This is a genomic window from Bradyrhizobium sp. JYMT SZCCT0428, from assembly GCF_018131075.1.
GTDB lineage: Bacteria > Pseudomonadota > Alphaproteobacteria > Rhizobiales > Xanthobacteraceae > Bradyrhizobium.
This window is the reverse complement of the sequence record NZ_JAFCLS010000005.1, coordinates 1-20,586: the sequence shown is the minus strand read 5'-3', so window position 1 is coordinate 20,586 and position 20,586 is coordinate 1. Positions and strand designations below refer to the sequence as shown.

17 protein-coding genes are annotated in these 20,586 nt (G+C 63.6%); 11 read left to right on the top strand and 6 right to left on the bottom strand.

What is annotated here, in order from left to right:
- Window positions 1-3: 3 nt before the first annotated feature.
- The 10 genes from JQ575_RS06485 (at window position 4) to JQ575_RS06440 (ending at window position 12,663) form a co-directional block, all read left to right on the top strand.
- The gene (locus JQ575_RS06485; protein WP_212032419.1) at window positions 4-1,248 is read left to right on the top strand and encodes an SDR family NAD(P)-dependent oxidoreductase; all 1,245 of its coding nucleotides are present in this window, start codon (window positions 4-6) and stop codon (window positions 1,246-1,248) included.
- On the top strand, window positions 1,245-2,072 hold the full coding sequence (locus JQ575_RS06480) for a cyclase family protein (protein ID WP_249166474.1): 828 nt from the start codon (window positions 1,245-1,247) through the stop codon (window positions 2,070-2,072). The genes JQ575_RS06485 and JQ575_RS06480 overlap by 4 nt, the downstream gene beginning before the upstream one ends.
- On the top strand, window positions 2,069-3,679 hold the full coding sequence (locus JQ575_RS06475) for an ATP-dependent acyl-CoA ligase (protein WP_212032418.1): 1,611 nt from the start codon (window positions 2,069-2,071) through the stop codon (window positions 3,677-3,679). The genes JQ575_RS06480 and JQ575_RS06475 overlap by 4 nt, the downstream gene beginning before the upstream one ends.
- An 84-nt stretch (window positions 3,680-3,763) precedes the next feature.
- Window positions 3,764-5,914: an indolepyruvate ferredoxin oxidoreductase subunit alpha gene (locus tag JQ575_RS06470; protein ID WP_212032417.1), complete on the top strand. Its 2,151-nt coding sequence runs from the start codon at window positions 3,764-3,766 to the stop codon at window positions 5,912-5,914.
- A gap of 12 nt (window positions 5,915-5,926) precedes the next feature.
- Window positions 5,927-7,477 carry an indolepyruvate oxidoreductase subunit beta family protein gene (locus JQ575_RS06465; protein ID WP_212032416.1) on the top strand — a complete coding sequence of 517 codons (1,551 nt, stop codon included), beginning with the start codon at window positions 5,927-5,929 and terminating at the stop codon, window positions 7,475-7,477.
- An 8-nt stretch (window positions 7,478-7,485) separates the two neighbouring features.
- Window positions 7,486-8,448, top strand: a complete 963-nt coding sequence (locus tag JQ575_RS06460; protein ID WP_212032415.1) for a PDR/VanB family oxidoreductase — start codon at window positions 7,486-7,488, stop codon at window positions 8,446-8,448.
- Between the two features lie 17 nt (window positions 8,449-8,465).
- Window positions 8,466-9,779, top strand: a complete 1,314-nt coding sequence (locus JQ575_RS06455) for an aromatic ring-hydroxylating dioxygenase subunit alpha (RefSeq protein WP_212032414.1) — start codon at window positions 8,466-8,468, stop codon at window positions 9,777-9,779.
- Between the two features lie 8 nt (window positions 9,780-9,787).
- Complete coding sequence (locus JQ575_RS06450) at window positions 9,788-10,270, top strand: aromatic-ring-hydroxylating dioxygenase subunit beta (RefSeq protein WP_212032413.1); 483 nt, start codon at window positions 9,788-9,790, stop codon at window positions 10,268-10,270.
- Window positions 10,271-10,277: 7 nt separating this feature from the next.
- On the top strand, window positions 10,278-11,927 hold the full coding sequence (locus JQ575_RS06445; protein ID WP_212032412.1) for an AMP-binding protein: 1,650 nt from the start codon (window positions 10,278-10,280) through the stop codon (window positions 11,925-11,927).
- 7 nt (window positions 11,928-11,934) lie between these two features.
- Window positions 11,935-12,663 (top strand): SDR family oxidoreductase, encoded by a 729-nt coding sequence (locus tag JQ575_RS06440; RefSeq protein ID WP_212032411.1) that lies wholly within the window; start codon window positions 11,935-11,937, stop codon window positions 12,661-12,663.
- A 6-nt stretch (window positions 12,664-12,669) separates the two neighbouring features.
- Here the strand turns inward: JQ575_RS06440 and JQ575_RS06435 are convergent, their stop codons facing one another.
- The 6 genes from JQ575_RS06435 to JQ575_RS06410 form a co-directional block, all read right to left on the bottom strand.
- Window positions 12,670-14,541 (bottom strand): bifunctional sugar phosphate isomerase/epimerase/4-hydroxyphenylpyruvate dioxygenase family protein, encoded by a 1,872-nt coding sequence (locus JQ575_RS06435; protein ID WP_212032410.1) that lies wholly within the window; start codon window positions 14,539-14,541, stop codon window positions 12,670-12,672.
- Window positions 14,542-14,671: 130 nt separating this feature from the next.
- A complete protein-coding gene (locus JQ575_RS06430) occupies window positions 14,672-15,733 on the bottom strand; it encodes a Gfo/Idh/MocA family protein (protein ID WP_212032409.1) in 1,062 nt (353 codons plus the stop codon).
- A gap of 3 nt (window positions 15,734-15,736) precedes the next feature.
- Window positions 15,737-17,032, bottom strand: a complete 1,296-nt coding sequence (locus JQ575_RS06425) for an FAD-binding oxidoreductase (RefSeq protein WP_212032408.1) — start codon at window positions 17,030-17,032, stop codon at window positions 15,737-15,739.
- A gap of 19 nt (window positions 17,033-17,051) precedes the next feature.
- Entirely contained in the window at window positions 17,052-17,783 is a 732-nt protein-coding gene (locus JQ575_RS06420) for an amino acid ABC transporter ATP-binding protein (protein ID WP_212032407.1), read from the bottom strand.
- Window positions 17,780-18,433 (bottom strand): amino acid ABC transporter permease, encoded by a 654-nt coding sequence (locus JQ575_RS06415; protein WP_212032406.1) that lies wholly within the window; start codon window positions 18,431-18,433, stop codon window positions 17,780-17,782. Before JQ575_RS06415 ends, JQ575_RS06420 begins: the two co-directional genes overlap by 4 nt.
- A 101-nt stretch (window positions 18,434-18,534) precedes the next feature.
- Window positions 18,535-19,302: an ABC transporter substrate-binding protein gene (locus JQ575_RS06410; RefSeq protein WP_212032405.1), complete on the bottom strand. Its 768-nt coding sequence runs from the start codon at window positions 19,300-19,302 to the stop codon at window positions 18,535-18,537.
- Between the two features lie 165 nt (window positions 19,303-19,467).
- Between JQ575_RS06410 and JQ575_RS06405 the strand changes: the two genes are divergently transcribed.
- The gene (locus tag JQ575_RS06405) at window positions 19,468-20,085 is read left to right on the top strand and encodes a cupin domain-containing protein (protein WP_409364766.1); all 618 of its coding nucleotides are present in this window, start codon (window positions 19,468-19,470) and stop codon (window positions 20,083-20,085) included.
- The last annotated feature ends 501 nt before the right edge of the window (window positions 20,086-20,586 follow it).

The following is a 20,586-nucleotide window of genomic DNA, read 5'->3' as shown; positions in this document are numbered from 1 at the left end:
ATGATGAGTGAAACAATCAAACGGCCCAAGCGCAAGAACCCGATCCTGAAGACGCGCGCGCCGACGCTGCCGCCGGACCGCCGCAGCCGGATTGCGCTCGGCCTCGTTCGCGGCGCAGCGCTGGGCAACCTCGAACTGCAATGCTGCGCGGCTTGCGGCGCCGTGCAATATCCGCCGCGCGAGGCCTGCGTTCGCTGTCTGTCGGCCGAACTCGAATGGACTGTGATGAGCGGACGCGGCGAACTCGTCAGCGAGACCACGTTGCATCATTCCCAGGAACTGTTCTTTCGCGAACGCATGCCCTGGCGGCTTGGACTGGTCCGTCTGGCCGAAGGCGTCAGCCTCGTCGTCCACCTCGACGCGCGCTGCGGGCCGGCACCGTCGCCGGTGATAGTGGAAGCCGTACTCGACCGCGCCGGCCAGGCCGCACTCGTCGCCAAGCCGGATGGTGGCAATACCGCACTCGCCGACGAGCCGAAGCTGCGCAACTTCACGTCGGATCCAAGATTCCGCAAAGTGCTGGTTACCGACGCCAAGTCACCCGTCGGCCAGGCCGTCGTAAGAGCGGTGCTCGAAGCCGGCGCCGATCTCGTCTGGGCCGGCCATTGCGAGCCTTGGAAGAATCCGCCGGGCTGGCCCGCGATCGCCGAACTGCCAAAGGTGACGCTGGTCCCGCTCGATGTCACCGACACCAAATCGGTCAATGAGCTTGCCGCCGAACTCGGCTTCAAGGTCGACATCGTGATCAACACCGCCGAGCACCATCGCACGTTTGGCATTTTCGGTCGCGCCGGCGTCGAAACCGCACGGGCGGAGATGGAGACCAACTGCTTCGGCCTGTTGCGGCTGGCCCAGGCGTTCGGTCCGGTCATGCAGGCGCGTGGCGCCGATGGCGAAACCAGCGCGGTGGCCTGGGTCAATCTGCTGTCGATCTATGCGCTGTCCAATTTTCCGCAGCACGCGACCTATTCGGCATCGATGGCCGCGGCCCTTTCGGTCGCGCAGGCGCTGCGTGCCGAAATGCGCGTCGCCGGCATCAGGGTCGTCAACATCTTTCCGGGACCAATCGACGACGAATGGAATCAGCTGCTGCTGCCGCCGAAGTTGGCGCCATCGGCTGTCGCCCGCGCCATCGTCGGCGCGCTCAAGGGATCGGTCGAGGACGTCTATCCCGGCGATATCGCGCAGGACTGGCTCGCCCGTTTCCGCGACAATCCCAAGGCACTGGAACGGGAGCTTGGCCGATGAAACCGCACGATCCAGCGCCCGGCATGGAAATTCTCAGAGGCTTCACCACGGCGCTCGCCACCGGCGCGATCCGCATCGTCGATCTGACGCAGACCCTCGGACCCGATTTTCCGAGCATCGTGATGCCGCCGGAAATAGGCCAGAGCCGCGCCTTCCGTATGGAAGAGATTTCGCGTTACGACGAACGCGGCGGCGCCTGGTACTGGAACAATTTGTCCTTTGGCGAACATACCGGCACGCATTTCGACGCCCCGATCCACTGGGTTTCGGGGCGCGACCTTCCCAACAGCTCCACCGATACGATCCCGGTCGCCGATTTCATCGCGCCCGCCGTGGTGATCGACTGCTCGAAGGAATCCGCTGCAGATGCCGACTTCCTGCTGACGCCGGATTTCATCAAGGCCTGGGAAGCCGTGCACGGCAAGATTCCGCCGCGATGCTGGGTGCTGATGCGCACCGACTGGTCGAAGAAGACCGATCCGGCGGCCTATCAGAATTTCGACGAGGTCGGGCAGCACACGCCCGGCCCCGATCCTGACGCCGTTCGTTTCCTGCTTGGCGAGCGCGACGTGCTCGGCTTCGGCACCGAAACCATCGGCACCGATGCGGGCCAGGCGGCGCATTTCCTGCCTCCCTATCCGTGCCACTACTACATGCACGGTGCCGGACGCTATGGTCTGCAATGCCTGACCAATCTCGATCTGCTGCCGCCGACCGGTGCCTCGCTGATCGCGCCGCCGCTGAAGATCCAGCAGGGCAGCGGCAGCCCGTTGCGCGTGCTGGCGCTGGTGCCTTCAAATCCTTCGGGAGCGCCCCGCCCATGAGCCTCCATGCGCCCGGGATGATTCCGCTGCCACCGGAACACCGGACGCTGCCGCGCATGCTCGAGATTCAGGCCGGCAGCCACGGCGACCGGCCGTTGCTCTCGTGCGCAAACGATACATGGACGTTCCGCGAGGCGCGCGACATCGCGGCCGGCCGTGCCGCGACGTTACGCGCGGCCGGCGTTGCGGCCGGCGACCGGGTCGCGATCCTCTGCTCCAATCGCCTGGAGATGCTGGAGATCGTTTTGGGCTGTGGCTGGATCGGCGCCATCGCGGTTCCGATCAACACCGCCGCGATGGGACCGCAGATCGGCTATTACCTTTCCAATAGCGGCGCGCGGCTGTTCGCGATCGAGGCGCAATTCGTCGAACGCCTGGCCCATGTCTCCGAAGGCATGGCCTCGCTTGGTTCGATCTGGGTGATCGGCGCCGACGCCCTACCCGACGGTGTCTCGCCCTCGATGGGGGCGATGCCGCCACGCGCCGCCGCGATTTCGGCGGCGCCCGTCAGTCCCGGCGATACACTGGCGATCATCTATACCAGCGGCACCACCGGCCCATCCAAGGGCGTGATGTGCCCGCATGCGCAATATTATTGGTGGGGCATCCACTCCGGTCGCATTTTTGGCCTGACGGCCGACGACGTGCTTTGCACGACCCTGCCGCTGTTCCATATCAATGCCCTCAATACTTTCGCGCAGGCTCTTCTCAGCGGCGCGCACATGGTCCTCGAACCGCGCTTCTCGGCCTCCGGCTTCTGGCCGGCCATGATCCGCAACGAAGCAACGGTGATTTATCTGCTCGGAGCCATGGTGCCGATCCTGCTGACGGGTGAACCGCGAGCGGACGAACGCGGGCACAGGGTGCGCACCGGACTCGGACCGGGCGTTCCCGCGGGTCTCGGCGCAGCATTTGCCGCGCGCACCGGGGTTACGCTGCTCGAGGGTTACGGCTCGACCGAAACCAATTTCGTCATCGGCGCATCGCCGGAAACGCAAAAGCCGGGAACCATGGGCCGTATCGTCAATGGTTTTCAGGCCCGCGTCGTCGATACTAGCGATGTTGAATTGCCGGATGGCGAGGCCGGTGAGCTGGTGCTGCGCGCCGACGAGCCGTTTGCGTTCGCGAGCGGCTATTTCGGCATGGCCGAGAAGACCGTGGAAGCCTGGCGGAATCTCTGGTTCCATACCGGCGATCGGGTCATCCGTGACGAGAACGGCTATTTCCGCTTCGTGGACCGGCTCAAGGACGCGATCCGCCGCCGCGGCGAGAATATCTCGTCCTACGAGGTCGAGCAGGTGCTGCTGGCTCACCCTGACATCGAGATGACGGCGGTCTTTCCCGTGCGCTCGGAACTTGCCGAGGATGAAGTGATGGCCGCGATCGTGGTGCGGCCGGGAGCGGCGATCCCGCCCGTCGAACTGATGCAGTTCTGCGCGCCGCGGCTGCCCCATTTCGCGGTGCCCCGCTTCATCGATTTTGTCGCGGACCTGCCGCGGACCGAGAACGGCAAGATCCGGAAATTCGAGCTGCGCGAGCGCGGCGTGACCGCATCGACTTGGGATCGGGAAGCGGCCGGCTACCGGCTGAAACGGGGTGCCGTGTAATGCATAATTATTTGACACTTAAAATATGTCGGTTTAGCATTTTGACCGATCTTCCGCCGTCGTTTGAGCCGAAGGAAATGCGTCATGGCTGAACGCTCTTTCGCCCGTGAAGTCCAGGACCTCAAACTGGGCAACGGAGATACCTTCCATGGCGAGGGGATTCTGGCCATCACCAAGGCGCTGCTGCAATCCGGCGTCGGCTATGTCGGCGGCTACCAGGGCGCGCCGATCTCGCATCTGATGGACGTTTTGGCCGACGCGCAGGACATTCTCGGCGATCTCGGCGTGCACTTCGAAACCTCGGCGAACGAGGCGGCGGCAGCCGCGATGCTCTCCGCCTCCGTGATGTATCCAATCCGCGGCGCGGTGACCTGGAAATCGACCGCCGGCACCAACGTCGCCTCCGACGCGCTGTCCAATCTCGCCTCCGGCGGCGTCACGGGCGGCGCGTTGATCGTGATCGGCGAAGATTACGGCGAAGGCTCCTCCATCATGCAGGAACGCAGCCACGCCTTTGCGATGAAATCCCAGATCTGGCTGCTCGATCCCCGCCCCAACCTCGAATCCATCGTCAAGGCGGTCGAGGATGGATTCGAGCTATCGGAAGCGACCAATACACCCGTGATGCTCGAAGTCCGCATCCGCTCCTGCCACGTCCATGGCCGCTTCGCCGCCAAGGACAACAAACCGCCGGCGTTCACGATGGCGCAGGCGCTGGAAAATCCGCGCCGCGACACCAACCGTATCGTGCTGCCGCCGGCCTCCTACATGCACGAGAAGGAAAAGATCGAGCAGCGCTGGCCGGCCGCGGTTTCCTTCATAAAAGAGCGCAAGCTCAACGAGGTGTTCGAGGGCGACATAGACGACGTCGGCATCATCCTGCAGGGCGGCATGTACAATGGCGTCATTCGCGCGCTGCAGGGTTTTGGCCTGGCTGATGTCTGGGGCAACACCCGCATCCCGCTCTACGTCATGAACGTGACCTACCCCTTGATCGACGACGAGCTGATCGACTTCTGCCAATCGAAGCGCGCGGTGCTGATGGTCGAGGAGGGCCAGCCTGACTACATCGAACAGGCCCTGCACAAGATTCTGCGCAAGGCCGATGTACCCACAAAAATCTACGGCAAGGGCGAGTTGCCGATCGGCGGCGAGTATACCGCAGCCGTGATGGCGGCCGGTGTTCGTAAATTCCTCACCTCCGCCGCTCCCGAAGTACTGCCGGACCATATCCGCGCACCGAACGACCCGTCGATCCTGGCGCACGACAAGATCAAGGCGCTGGCTGAAGTGGTGCCGGCGCGACCGCCCGGCTTCTGCATCGGCTGCCCGGAGCGGCCGATCTTTGCGGCGATGAAACTGGTCGAAAAGGATCTCGGCCCGCATCATGTCGCCGCCGATATCGGCTGTCATTTGTTCTCGATCCTGCCGCCGTTTAACATCGGAGCGACGACCATGGGCTACGGCCTCGGCCCGGCCTCGGCGTCCGCGTTCAATGTGAAGGCCGACAAGCGCTCGATTTCGATCATGGGTGACGGCGGCTTCTGGCACAACGGCCTGAACAGCGGCATCGGCAATGCCGTCTACAACCAGCATGACGGCGTCATCCTGGTGGTCGACAACCATTATACCTCGGCAACCGGCGGCCAGGACATCCTGTCGTCCCGCGCCGACAACAAATCGCGCTCGACCAATCACCCGATCACGGAGGCGGTCAAAGGCATCGGCGCCAAATGGGTGCGCCAGATCGACCGCACCTCCGACGTCACCAAAATGCGCGACACGTTGAAGGAAGCCCTCACCAGCACCGAGAAGGGACCGAAGATCATCGTCGCCTCCTCCGAATGCATGCTGAACAAGCAGCGCCGGATCAAACCGCTGTTCAATAAGGCCGTGAAGGGTGGCGAGCGCGTCGTGCGCGAGCGCTTTGGCGTCGACGAGGACGTCTGCACCGGTGACCATGCCTGTATCCGGCTGTCCGGTTGCCCCTCGCTTTCGGTGAAGCACACCAGCGATCCGCTGAAGGACGATCCGGTCGCCGCGATCGATAATAGCTGCGTCGGCTGCGGCAATTGCGGCGAGGTGGCCGAGGCCGCCGTGCTATGCCCGTCATTCTACCGTGCCGACATCATCCACAACCCGACCGGCATCGATCAGTTCATGGCGAAGCTTCGTGGCGGCATCATCGGCTTCCTGCAGCGACGCCGCGACCGTCGCCGTCTCGCGCTGGTTTGAGGGCACGACCGGATGAACATCATGCTGCAGCCCCCCGCCATCGACCTGACCCGACCGCTTTCGATCGCCGTGCTCGCGATGGGCGGCCAGGGCGGCGGCGTGCTGGTCGACTGGATCGTGGCGCTGGCGGAAAGCCAGAACTGGATCGCGCAGTCCACCTCGGTGCCCGGCGTCGCCCAGCGCACCGGCGCGACCATCTATTATGTCGAGATGATCCCTGCCCGCGCCGATGCCGCCTATCCGGTTCTGTCGCTGATGCCGGTGCCGGGCGAAGTCGACGTCGTGGTCGGCGCCGAACTGATGGAGGCCGGCCGCGCCATCCAGCGCGGCCTCGTCACACCAGACAAGACCACGCTGATCGCCTCGTCGCATCGTTCGTTCGCGATCCAGGAAAAGCTGGTGCCCGGCGACGGCATCAGCGATTCCAGCAAGGTCTATGAGGCCGCAGAGGCCGCAGCGAAACGTTTTGTCGCTTTCGACATGGCCACGCTCGCCGACAGCACCGGCAGCGCCATCTCGGCCGTGTTGTTCGGCGCACTCGCCGGCAGCGACTCGCTCCCGTTCGGCCGCGAGGCCTATGAAGCGACGATCCGCGCCGCCGGCATCGGCATCGAGCCGAGCCTGCGCGCGTTCGCGGCGGGTTTTGAGCGCACGCAGGCGGATGCCGCATCCGCGACACCGCCCACGCCGCCCAAGCCGGCTTCAGCCGGCAAGCTGTATCCGGCGCTCGCACCAATCGGCGACGCAGCCTTCGATGCACTCGTCGCCGACGCAAGCACGACTTTCCCCGCGCCCCTGCACGGCATCATCGCCGCAGGCTTGCGCAAGGTCGTCGATTTTCAGGACGTCGGCTATGGCCGGGAATACCTCGATCTCGTCGCAGGCTTTAGGCGCCTGGAACAAGGCAGCGATCCTGCGTTGACGCGGGCGGCGGCAAAACACGTCGCCGTGGCCATGGCCTATGATGACGTCATCCGCGTTGCCGACCTCAAGACCCGCGCAAGCCGGTTCGAACGCGTCCGCGGCGATGTTCTCGCGAAACCCGATCAGCTCGTCTACACCACCGAATTCATGCATCCGCGCATGGAAGAAGTTTTGGGTACGCTGCCCGCAGGCCTCGGCCTCTGGCTCGAAAGCAAGCCTGGCCTGTGCAAGACGCTCGATCGCGTGGTCAATCGCGGACGACGCGTGCAGACCGGTACCGTGCGCTGGTTCCTACCGCTGTACGTGCTGGGTGGCATGAAACGCTTTCGTCGCGGCGCGCTGCGTCACAAGCGCGAAGTCGCGCATCGCGACGCCTGGCTCGATCTCGCCCGCACGACCGCCGCAAAGGATTACGAACTCGCCGTCGCCATTCTTGAGGCGCGCCGGCTGGTGAAGGGCTATTCCGACACCCACGCGCGCGGCGCCTCGAAATTCGACAGGGTGATCGCGGTTGCACCGCGTCTCGCCGGTCGCGCTGATGGCGGCCAATGGCTGCGCCGCCTTTGCAAGGCGGCACTCGCCGATGAAGAGGGCAAGGCGCTCGACGGCGCGCTTGCCACGGTTGAAACCTTTCTGTGATTGATACGATGGACCAGTTCGACCTCACCGTGACCGATATCCAGGCGGAGACCGCCTTGATCCGCGCGATCATGCTCGCCCGTCCGCACGGCGAGCCGCTGCCCTCCTGGGAGGCCGGCGCGCATGTCAAAGTACGCCTGCCCGATGGCGGCGAACGCTCCTACTCGCTGATCAACACCTCGCTCGATCCGGCAGCGACCACGCGCCCGCACGCCTACCGTCTCGGCGTGCGGCTGGAACAGCCGAGCCAGGGCGGCTCCCAATTCATGCACGCGCTCAAGGTCGGCGACGTTCTCTCAGTCGCGGCACCCCGGAATAATTTTCCGCTGGAGCCGGCGTCGAAACCCATCGTGCTGCTTGCCGGTGGCATCGGGGTGACGCCCGTGCTCTCGATGGCAACGACGCTCGCCGCCAGCAAGCATCCCTACCGCTTCATCTATGCCAGCCGTTCGCGCGACCAGCTTGCCTTTCTTAGCGAAAGCGAGGCGCTGTGCGGCGAGCATTTGAGCGTTCACACCGACGACACGGCGGGCATCTTCGACGTCAAAGGCCTGATGACCTCGCTGACCTCTGATGAACCGCTGTATGTCTGCGGACCCAAGCCGATGATCGATACGGCAATCCAGAGCGCCAAGGACCTCGGCTGGGCCGACGGTCGCCTGCGGTTCGAGATTTTTGCCACCGCCGCCCCCCTCGCCGGTGACCAGCCGTTCGAAGTGGTGCTGAACAGTTCCGGCAAGACCTTCCTTATTCCACCCGACAAGACCATTCTCGCCGTGCTGATCGAAGCGGGTGAAGATCCCATGCATGATTGCCAGCGCGGCGATTGCGGCATCTGCCAGGTCAGCGTAATCGAGGGCACGCCTGACCATCGCGACTACATCCTGACCGATGCCGAGAAAGCGGCCGGCAAACTCATGCAAATCTGCGTCTCGCGGTCGAAAAGCCCGCGGCTCGTGCTCGATCTTTGATTCCTGAGGAGGTGTTGATGGCCAGATATCGCGGAAATCTCGAAGCAATCAAAGGCCTCGTGCGCGAGACCGAGGTTCATCGCGACGTCTATATCGACGAAGAGGTGTTCCAGCTCGAAATGGAGCATGTCTTCGCCAACACCTGGGCCTATGTCGGCCATGACAGCCAGGTCGCGAAACCGGGCGACTATTACGGCACCACTATCGGCACCCAGCCGATCCTGATGGTGCGCCACACCGACAACACCGTGAAGGTGCTGCACAATCGCTGCCCGCACAAGGGCACCCGCATCACCACCGAATCCTGCGGCAACACCGGAAAATTCTTCCGCTGCCCCTATCACGCCTGGAGTTTCAAGACCGACGGTTCGCTGCTCGCGATCCCCCTGAAGAAGGGTTACGAGAACACCGGCGTCGAACAGAGCCATGCTGGGCGTGGCATGAGCCCGGTCAAACACGTGCATAACTATCGCGGCTTCGTATTTGCAAAACTCAACGATGTCGGCCCCGGCTTCGAGGAATTTTTCGGCGACAGCCTGTCGAGTTTTGACAACATGGTCGACCGTTCCCCTGCCGGCCGGCTCGAAGTCGCCGGCGGCGTGCTGCGCTACATGCACAATTGCAACTGGAAAATGCTGGTCGAGAACCAGACCGACACCTGCCATCCCATGGTCGCGCATGAATCGTCGGCCGGCACCGCGATCGAGGTGTGGAAGAATGCTCCCCCCGGCGCCAAGAAGCCGATGGCAGTGGAGATCTACGCGCCCTTCATGGCGCCTTACGAGTTCTTCGAGAACATGGGCATCCGCGTCTGGCCCAATGGTCACGGCCATACCGGCGTGCATCACTCGATCCATTCCGACTATTCCGCGGTGCCCGGCTATTTCGAGAAGATGGCGGCTGCCCATGGCGAGGAACGCGCCAAGGCGATCCTCGATGAGAACCGCCACAACACGGTGTATTTTCCCAACATCATGATCAAGGGGCCGATCCAGCTGGTGCGCGTGTTCAAGCCGATCGCGGCCAACAAGACGCTGGTGGAAAGCTGGACCTTCCGCCTGGTCGATGCGCCGGACATGCTGCTGGAACGCACCTTGATGTATAACCGGCTGATCAACGCCCCCACTTCTGTGGTCGGCCATGACGATCTCGAAATGTACGAACGCGCCCAGGAAGGCCTGCATGTTGACGCCAATCAATGGGTCAATCTGCAGCGCCTCTATGATCCTTCCGAAGTTCCGGACACGACGGCCGTCACCAACGGCACCACTGAATGGCAGATGCGGAACCAGTTCCGCGCCTGGTCGAAATTCATGACGATGTCGATGTGAGTGCTGCCATGACCGCGCCCACCGACCAGCAATTGATCGATTTCGTCATTCGCGAAACCCGATTGATCGACCAGCATCGTTTTGAGGAATGGCTCGATCTGTTCGCCGAGGATGGTTTTTACTGGATGCCGCTCGAATGGGGCCAGACTGATCCGCGGCTGACGACGTCGCTGATGTACGAGGACAAGCTGCTGCTCAAGATCCGCGTCGAGCGGCTCAAGGGCAACCGCACCTTCTCGCAGAAGCCGAAGAGCCGCTGCCATCATGTGCTGCAGACGCCGCAGGTCGACAGCCGCAACGAGGCGACCAACGAATATGTTACGTGGACGCCGATGCATTATGTCGAGACGCGCCTCGACCAGCAGGATCTCTACGCGGCCTGGGCAACGCACACCCTGGCCGTGGTCGACGGCGCGCTCAAGATCAAGCTGAAGCGGGTCGACATCGTCAATTGCGATGCCGCCTTCGGCAACATCCAGTTGTTCATGTGAGACGGTGATGCAGCTCCCGATCGAGTCTCCCGCAACCGTCTTCGAGGCGTTTACACGCGCCGCGGCGAGCCACGGGGACAAGCCGTTTCTCGCGGTACTGCCCGAGACAGCGCAGGCCTATGGCATTGCGACCGGCGAGATCAGCTATGGTGACGGGTTGGCGCGGATCAGCGCGCTGACCGATGCCTATCGCGCCAAGGGCTACGGCCGCGGCCATCGGGTCGGTATTCTCATGGAGAATCGCCCGGGCTTCTTCCTGCATTGGTTTGCACTCAATGCGCTCGGCGTGTCGCTGGTGCCCATCAATCCGGACATGCGCGCAGCCGAACTGGAACTGATCGGCCATTCCGAGATCGTCGCGGCGGTCGTGATCCCACAGCGTCAGGACGATGTCGCGGCCGCCGCCAAGGCGATCGGCTGCAACATTCCCGTCGTTGGACCGGATGCCGAACCGGCGGCGATCCACGCCTCGGCGCCACAGCCGGGCACGCCCGATCGCGACAGCGAGTGCGCCCTGCTCTACACGTCCGGCACCACCGGCCGGCCCAAAGGCTGCGTGCTGCCGAACGAGTATTTTCTCTATGCCGGACATTGGTACGCCACGGTCGGCGGCTTGATCGCGCTGAACCATGGCTCCGAACGGATGCTCACGCCGCTGCCGGTATTCCACATGAATGCGATGGCCTATTCCGCGATGGCGATGGTGACCACCGGCGGCTGCCTGATCGTGCTCGACCGTTTCCACCCCAAGAGCTGGTGGGCCAGCGTCAAGGATAGCCGCGCCACCATCGTGCATTATCTCGGCGTGATGCCGCCGATGCTGATGGGCGCGCCCGAAAGCGCGGACGACAAGCGCCATGGCGTGCGCTTCGGTTTTGGCGCCGGTGTCGACAAGGCGCTGCACGATCCGTTTGAGGCGCGGTTCGGCTTTCCGCTGGTCGAGGCCTGGGCAATGACCGAGACCGGGGCTGGCGCCGTCGTCGTCGCCTCCCAGGAGCCGCGCCACACCGGCACAAGCTGCTTCGGCCGCCTCGGATCCGAACTCGAGGCCCGCATCGTTACTGATAGTGGCGCAGACGCCGGCGTCGACGAGCCCGGCGAACTTCTGGTGCGCCATGCCGGCGCGGCGCCGCGCTACGGCTTTTTCCGCGAGTATCTCAAGGACCCCGAGGCCACCGCGGAGGCCTGGGATGGCGGCTGGTTTCACACCGGCGACGTGGTGCGGCGTGGACCGGATGGGGCGTTTCATTTTGTCGACCGCAAGAAGAACGTGATCCGCCGCTCCGGCGAGAATATCTCGGCGGTCGAAGTCGAGAGCGTGCTGATGCAGCACCCCGCCGTGAGGCAGGTTGCGGTGGCGCCTGCCCCGGACCCGGTGCGGGGCGACGAGGTCTTCGCCTGCGTGGTGAGCGAGGGACCTGCACCGGACGCCGCATCACGCAACAAGATCGCGGCTGATCTCGTCGCATGGAGCTTGAGCCGCCTCGCCTATTACAAGGCGCCCGGCTATGTCGCGTTCGTGTCCGCGCTGCCGCTGACCTCGACGCAGAAGATCCAGCGCGGCGCGCTCAAGGAACTGATCGCCGCGACGATCGGTTCTGATCAGTGCGTCGATACACGAGCGCTGAAGAAGCGGCCGGTTCAGAAGGCCGGATGAGGGAATCATGAGCGAGAGCAACGTCGCCATCGTCACGGGCGCCAGCGGCGGCATCGGCCGGGCCATCGCCGAGGCGATGCTGGCTGCGGGTCACCAAGTCATCTCGCTCGACCGGCGCCAGCCGGATTGGTCGCATGAACGGCTGGAGCCGGTTCTGGTGGATCTGTTCGATCCGAAGGCGACGGCGGATGCTGCCCGGGATATCGCTGCACGGCACCCCGTCTCACACATCGTCCACAATGCCGGAATCATCCGGCCCAATCTGATCGAACAGGTGACGCCAGATGACATCGCAGCGCTCAGCCAGCTTCATCTCGGCGCCGCATTGACATTGGTTCAAGCCGCGTTGCCCGGCATGAAGCAACGGCATTTTGGACGCATCGTCCTGATCGCCTCGCGCGCCGCGCTTGGCGCTGCCACCCGCACCGCCTATTCGGCGACGAAATCCGGCATGCTCGGCATGGCGCGGACCTGGGCGCTGGAAACCGCAGCGCACGGCATCACGGTCAATGTAGTGGCACCTGGACCGGTCGAGACCGACATGTTCCACGAAGTCATTCCGCAGGGCAGCCCGAAGCTCGATCAACTCGCCCGCTCTATACCGGTCGGCCGCATCGGCCGGCCGAGTGACGTGGCGCGCGCCGTGATGTTCTTCTCGAGCCGCGATGCCGATTTCATTACCGGCCAGGCGCTCTATGTGTGCGGTGGCGCGAGTATCGGATCGATCGCGCTCTAGATTTTTTCACGCGCGGGGAATGGTCAAGGGCCGCGACTCCCGCGTCTGCGCCGCGAGGCGAACCGCGGCATTGGCGGCGCCAAATCCCTGATAATCTCGCCGCTGGACGATCTCGAAGAAGAACCGGTCATCGAAGGTGTGGGTGTAGACCTGGAAGAATTCGCCGTCGCCTTCGCGGTCGTACAGAATCTGGTTGTCGCGCAAGGCTGTCATCGTCGCGGCATCGAGATCGTATTTGGCTTCGATATCGTCGTAATAATTGTCCGGAATCTTCAGGAAATCCGCGCCGCGCGAGCGCATGTCCGCGACGGCTGTGAAAATATCGCTGCACGAAAATGCGATGTGCTGGACCCCGGAGCCGAAGAATTCGTTGATGAACCGGGCCGACAGCGTCCGCGTCGCCGACGAGCCGTTCAGGATCACGCGCAAGCCCTGATTGCCGTTGATCAGCGCCTGGCTCTGCACCAGCCCGACCGGATCGGCGATCTCCATCTGCGGCAGGCGCTGCAGATCGAGTATGCCGGTGTAGAACAACAGCCAGGACAGCATCTCGTCATAAGGCATCGACTGCGAGATATGGTCGACCGCGTCGAGACGGTCGCTCGCGGCATCGCTGCGCAACGGTTCGAAATCGGTGTCCCAGTTCTTGCCCGCCGCCTCCAGAAAATACAGCAGGCTGCCGCCGACGCCCCGGATCGCGGGGATCTCGAGCTCACCGGGCCCAACCGGCTGATAGAAGGTGTGCGCGTTCAGCGCTTCCGCGCGGGCCATGGTTTTCCCGGCGTCATCGATGTCGATCGCGATGGCGCAGACGCCCGGGCCGTGCGTGACGTAGTGCGAATGCGCAAAGCCGTCCGGTTCGCAATTGATGACCAGCTCGATATGGCCTTGCGACCAGCGTTCGACATCCTTGCTGCGGTGGGAACCGGTCTTGCGAAAGCCGAGTTGGCCGAGCAGCGCCGACAGGCTCCGCGCTTTGGCTTCATCGACGGCGAATTCGACGAAGCCGACGCCGCGGCTCTGCGCTTTGGGCTGCAGCCTCGGCGCCGATGCCTTGGGCGAACTCTTGGCGAGTTCATCCTCCAGCAAGATCAGCGAACGCAACCCATCGGTCGCGGTGCGGACCGGCGAGCCGGAGCGAAACTGATCGTTGAATATTTCCAGCGACAGCGGGCCGCTGTATCCGGTCGCGGCCACAGCGTCCATGAAGGCCCCCACCGGCAGGTCGCCCTGCCCCGGGAAGCAACGGAAATGCCGGCTCCAGGACAATACGTCGAGACCAAGCTTCGGCGCGTCGGCAAGCTGAACCAGGAAGATCCTGTCCGCCGGAATCGACTGGATCGCGCTAACCGGAAATCCCGGCGCCAGCGCGTGGAAACTGTCGAGAATGACCCCGATCGATTTGTGATCGGCGCGGCGCACGATTTCCCAGGCGTCGCGATAGTCATTGACGTGGCGCCCCCAGGCCAGCGCCTCGAAGCCGACGCGCAGGCCGTGCGAAGCCGCGAGTTCGCCAAGCGCACGGAAATCCGCGGCGGCGCGGTCGATTCCCCCTAGGGACGCCGGTGAAACATTGCTGCAGATCAGCAGCAAGTCGGTCCCCAATTCCCGCATCAGATCAAACTTGTGGGCGGCGCGCGCGAAGTTGCGGGCGCGCTGCGGCTCGGGCATGCCCTCGAAATCCCGAAACGGCTGGAACGCGCAAATTGAAAGGCCGAGGTCGCGGCAGAGCTGCCCGACGTCACGGGGGCTGCCGTTGAACGTCAGCAGGTCATTCTCGAAGATCTCGACCGCATCGAATCCGGCCCCGGCGATGGCACGCAGCTTTTCGTCGAGCGAGCCGCTCAGCGAAACCGTGGCGATCGAGCGTTTGGTCATGCAATTAGCTCCGGAAGGTCCCAGGCGCGTCCCGAGGGCCGCACGATAGAGCTAAAGCATCTTCTTTTTCAACCATTTGGACCAATTGTTATCTCTGGTCTCCGATAACTTTCACTGATTCTGAGCGGACCTATGGCGAAAGCGCCGCATACCGCTCCCGCAAGTCGATGCGCCGCCCGACGGTGGCCGCCTCGGCGATCGCAAGCGTTGCGAGCAGGGACCGCGCGCCGTCCTCGACCGGCTGCAACGAGGAAGCGGTGCCGCGGATGATATCGCGGAAATGATCGAGCTGGGCGACATAGGGATCGATCGTTGGCGCGTGGAGGCGCTGGGCCTGGATCGGCTTGTTCCAGTCCTGCGCGTCGCCCGCCTGCGTCCATTGGACGAGTTCGGGAAACTCGATCGCACCGCGACGGCCCATGAAGCGGTAGCTGCTTTCGCCGCTGAACGGGAATTCCGGCGCCTCACCCAGACCCTGCTCCGTCGTCCAGGGGGAGACGGCGCTGTCGCTGATGAAAAAGGTGCCGAGCGCGCCATTGTCGAATTCGATCAGCGCGGCGGCGCTATCCTCGACCGCAAAGCCGCGCTGGCGATTCGACGCGATGGCTTCGACGGCAACGATTTCGCCGACGGTGTAGCGCAGGAAATCGATCTCGTGGATCAGGTTGATCAGGATCGGGCCGCCGCCAGCCTCACTCCGCCACGGCGCGATCTTGAAGTAATCCGACGGCTTATGCGTCGCCCAGATCGCCGATACACCGACGATATCCCCGATCCGGCCATCCCGCAGCAGCGCTTGCAGCGTCTTGACCGGCAAATGATGGCGGCGGTGATGTCCAACCAGCGATTTGACACCGCCCTTTCGCACTTCCGTGATCAAGGTGGCCGCCGTCTCGAGCGTATCGGTGACCGGCTTCTCGATCAGGAAATGAATGCCCCGCCGGGCGCATTCGATGCCGTTCTCCGCATGAAGCTGGTTGGGGGAAGCGATGATCACGGCTTCCGGCCGTGCTTCGTCAAGCAACTGACGGTATTCGGCGAAAACGCGCGTCCTGGGGTGCTCGGCGGAGACCGCATCGGCATTCACGTCCGCGATGCCGACGAGCTCGTAGTCGTGCCGCTCGGCGATTTTGCGCAGATGTTTGCGCCCGATCAGCCCGGCGCCGATCACGCCGATCGTGATGTTCTTCATGTCCTAAAGTCCCAGGCGATCGCGGATCCGGCCCGTCATCACCACGCTCTTGACCGCCACCGGCCACAGGGCGTGGAAACGTATCGGCTTCAAGCCTGATATCGGCATGTCGATCTCGGCCTTCTCACCGCCGATCAGCCGTTTCGCGAGCTGTTGCCCCATGGCGGTTGCGAGCGCGACGCCGCGGCCATTGCAGCCGAGATAGGCCAGCGCGCCGGCGCCGGGTTCGTGCACATGCGGGTAGTGATCCGGGGTCATGGCGAGGCGACTGTTCCAGCCGTGCGTCCAGCGCGTGCCGCGGATTCCAGGCCAAAGCTGTTCCGCGTAACGCATGAGGTACGAGACCGGGGCCGGATCCTTGATCCACTGCATCGGGCCGCGGCCACCCATCAGCAGGCGGTTCGACGCATCGATGCGATAATAGACGGTGATATGTCCGCTTTCGTACAGCACCGACCGCGTCGGCATGATTTTTCGCGCGGCATCCTCGGGCAAAGGCTCGGTCGCGGCGATCGAGCTGAATACCGGCACGATGGTGCGGCGCAGGTCCGGCCAGAGGTCGTCGGTGAAGCCGTTGGTGGCGATCAGGACTTTTTCGGCGCGAACCACCGCGCGCGGAGTCTCGATGCGCCATCGTCCGCCTTCGCGCCGCAGCGAGGTCGCCGGGGTCTCGCCGTGAACGGCGGCACCGGCAGCCATCGCCGCCCGCGCCAGACCGCGCGCGTAGCTCAGCGGCTGCACGTCCCCGCCGCGCGCATCCCGCATCGCCAGCAGATAGCGGTCCGTCCCGGTCGCATCGCGGACGGCGTCGCGGCCGAGTACCGTGACCGGCATGCCGCGCCGGATGCATTGCTCGGCGGTGGTTTCAACCCCCGCGGTGCTGGACGGATGATAGGCGGCGCGCAGCGTGCCGTTCTGCCGCGCCTCGCATTCAATGCCAAGACGACGGATCAGGTCGAGGGTAAACACCGGCGTGTTGTAGCTGAAAGCGATCATGCGTCGGCCGAGATCCGCGCCGAACGTCGCCTCGATCGTATCGGGGTCGAGCTTCAGGCCGGGATTGAGCTGGCCGCCATTATTGCCCGATGCGCCCCAGCCGGGCTGTTGAGCTTCGAGCACGATCGCGTCGGTTCCCGCTTCAGCAAGGTGGAGCGCGGTCGACAATCCGGCAAAGCCGCCGCCGATGATCGCCACCGACACGGTCTTGTCGATATCGAGCGGCGGCGTCGGGACCGGCGCAACGGCGGTGTCCGCATAAAGGCTCGGCGGCAGGGCAAGGGATTGATGGGTCAAGTTCATCAGGTTCGGCAAATTCGTTTCACAGGGGATGCAGCACGCGGTGCAGGAAATCCTGGGTCCGCGCGTGCTGCGGCGCATTAAGCACGGACTTCGCCGCCCCCTGCTCGACGATGACACCGCCGTCGATGAACAGCACGCGATCCGCGACGTCCCGGGCAAAGCCCATCTCATGGGTGACCACGACCATGGTCATGCCGTCATCGGCGAGCTTGCGCATGACGCCGAGCACCTCGCCGACCAGTTCAGGATCGAGCGCGGAGGTCGGCTCGTCGAACAGGATCGCCTTCGGCTGCATCGCCAGCGCGCGGGCAATGGCGACGCGCTGCTGCTGACCGCCGGAAAGCTGACCCGGATGGGCGTCGGCCTTCTCGGCAAGGCCGACCTGCGCCAGCAGCGCGCGGCCGCGCTCGAGCGCCTCGGTCGGCGGTTCCTTTTTCACATAGATCGGTCCTTCGACAACGTTCTCCAGCGCGGTGCGATGCGGAAACAGGTTGAAGCGCTGGAACACCATCGACACCTGGGTCCGGATCGCCACGATCGACGGCGCCTTGTTATCGACCTTTGCCCCCTCCACCAGGATCTCGCCGGAATCGTAGCTTTCCAGGCCGTTGATGCAGCGCAGGATGGTCGACTTGCCTGAGCCTGACGGACCGATGATACAGACCACCTCGCTCTTCTCAACCGAAGCTGTAATGCCCTTCAGTACCTCGTTGGAACCAAAGCTCTTATGGACGTTGCTGAGCTCGATCATTTGCGCTTCGCCTTGTTCTCGAAATGGCGAACCAGCAGGATCAGCGGGATGCTCATGGTGAGGTACATCAGCGCGACCAGCGTGAACACGCTGGTGTTCTTGAAGGTCGAGGAAGCGATCAATTTGCCCTGCAACGCCAGTTCGGCGACCGTGATGGTGGAGGCCTGCGAGGAATCCTTCAGCATCATGATCATGACGTTGCCATAGGGCGGCAGCACGATCCTGACCGCCTGCGGCAGCACCACGCGGCGCATGGTCATCCACCAGCCCATCCCGATGGTCTGCGCCGCCTCGATCTGCCCCTTGTCGATCGCCTCGATGCCGGCGCGGAAATTCTCGGCCTGGTAGGCCGAATAGGCGATGCCGAGCCCGATGATCGAGGCCTGCAGCGCCGTCAGCGCGACGCCGAAATCGGGCATCACGAAATAGAGGTAGAACAGCAGCACGATGATCGGGATACCGCGGATCACGTTGATCAGGCCTTCGCTTAAGGCCGTCAGGACGCGGATGCCGGAGACCCGCATCAGGGCCCATAGCAGGCCCAGAACGGTCGACAGCAGCAGCGAGCCGATGGTGACGACGACCGTCAGCCAGACGCCCTGCAGCAGGATCGGCATGAACTCGACGGCATCGCGCAGGAAATTTTGCATCAGTTCATCACGCGTTGCCGGCTTTATTTTTTGACGCGTTTTCTTTACGCGAACCGGTATCCACTTCGCTCGAAAACGCTATGCCGCATCAAGGGGCTCGATCAGGAAGCTTTGGGCTTGAGACCCCATTTGTCGAGAATCTTGTCGAGGGCGCCATTGGCCTTGAGCTTGGCGAGCGAGGCGTTGATCTTGCCGAGCAGTTCCTGGTCGGTCTTGCGGACCCCGATCGAGACCGTGCCGACGGTGACCGGCTTGTAGGAATCCACCAGCCTGACTTCGCCAAACGCGCCCTGCTTCAGATTGTAGGCGAGGATCGGGAAGTCGGCGAAGCCGGCCTTGAGGCGGCCCGCATTCACATCACGCAGAATATCAGGAATGGTGTCGTAGACCTTGACCTCACTGAACAATCCCGTCTTCTTCAACGCATCGACGAAGGCCGTTCCGACCTGGGCGCCGACAACCTCGCCTTTCAGATCTTCCTGCGAGGCATAGTTCTTGGCGTCGGTCTTCGGCACCACGAGACCCTCGCCATAGGTGTAGACTGCCTCCGAGAAATCGATCACTTCCTTGCGCGCGGCGGTGGCGAACATTGCCGCCGAGATGATGTCGATCTTGTTCGACGTCAGCGACGGCACCAGCGCGGAGAATTGCATCGGTTCGATCTGGACCTGGAAGCCGGCGTCCTTGCCGATCTCCGTGATCAGATCGACCATCACGCCCTGAATGCTGTTGGACTTGGTTTCGAGGAAGGTGAAGGGCACGCCGGTCGGGGTCGAGCCGACCTTGAGCACCTGCTGCGCCGATGAAGGCGTGGCGGCGGCAAGGACGAGCGCCGCGGTCGCGGCCTGAACGAGACGTTTGAAAAGCATCGTACCCCTCAACTGTTTGGGCACCGGGCGGCGAATGTGCCTCATCTCAACAAGCCAGTTGCAGGTTTCGCCGTCCAAGCCTATTTTCACAACCATGAAATTATGGACACATTGCCCGGAATTGCGCAAGCAGGATTTTCATACACATGAAGGACGCGGTTTGACGTGAGCGGCGGCAAGCGCATGGGCAAGAAGGCCGTCAAGGCCGAGCCGGCGGTGGACGTCGCGGTCGGGCAGCGCCTCCGCGACCTGCGGCGAAGCCGCAAGCTGTCGCTCGAGGTGATCGCCGCCCGCACCGATCTGTCGATCGGCTTTCTCAGCCAGATCGAACGCGGCCTGTCCTCGCCTTCGCTGCGGGTGCTGGCGACCATCGCCGACGTGCTGGGCGTCGGCATCGCCGGCCTGTTCGGCGCCAAGGACGCCGCCGCAAGCGGCCCGGAAGCCATCGTCACCCGCGAACCGCAGCGCGCCGAGTTGAATTTGTGGCGCACCGGCATCTCCAAGCAGTTGCTCAGCCCCTCGGGCTCGGAAGGCCGTCTCAATCTGTTTCTGGTCCACATGGAGCCCGCCGGCAGCACCGGTGACGAATTGTATACGCATGACGGCGAGGAAGCCGGCCTGGTGCTCGAAGGCGAAATGAAACTCACGGTCGATGCCGAAAGCTGGACGCTCAAGACCGGCGACAGCTTCCGGTTCGCCAGCCGCCGCCCGCACCGCTTCAGCAATCCGTCCGACAAGGCCAAGGCTGTCGTGCTGTGGGTGAATTGCGTTTCGGCGCAATGACTGTCGTCCCGGCCTTGAGCCCGGACCCATAGCCACCGGCAGCAGTTGCTTTTGCACGAAGGTCGTTATCTTTCTTTTTCGACAACAGGGGCCGCGGCGTATGGGTCCCGGATCGCGTTCGCTGCGCTCGCTTGTCCGGGACGACAAAAATTATTCTCGCGACGCATTGCGCCCGAGGTTTGCTGGAAACTTCCCGCCCTCTTCAAACAGAGGGCGCAGGGAAGACCGGGTGCGCGCTGCACCCGCGGTCCCGTGTGCGGTTTGCACTAAAAAAGCTGCACACGAGCATACAGGGCAGCGGAGAACACCCGGCCTTCCCTGCGCAATGGCTTTACGGCTTATGCCGTGATCTCCCCGGAGACGAGTTCTTGGTTGACTCCGTCGCCGCCGTTTCCGCTTGCGCTTCTCCGACAGCTTGACACCTGCAACGGGTGCCAGGACCACACGGTTTTGCCGTACGCTAAACCCACGCCGTCGTCAGACGTGAACCAGCGTCCACCG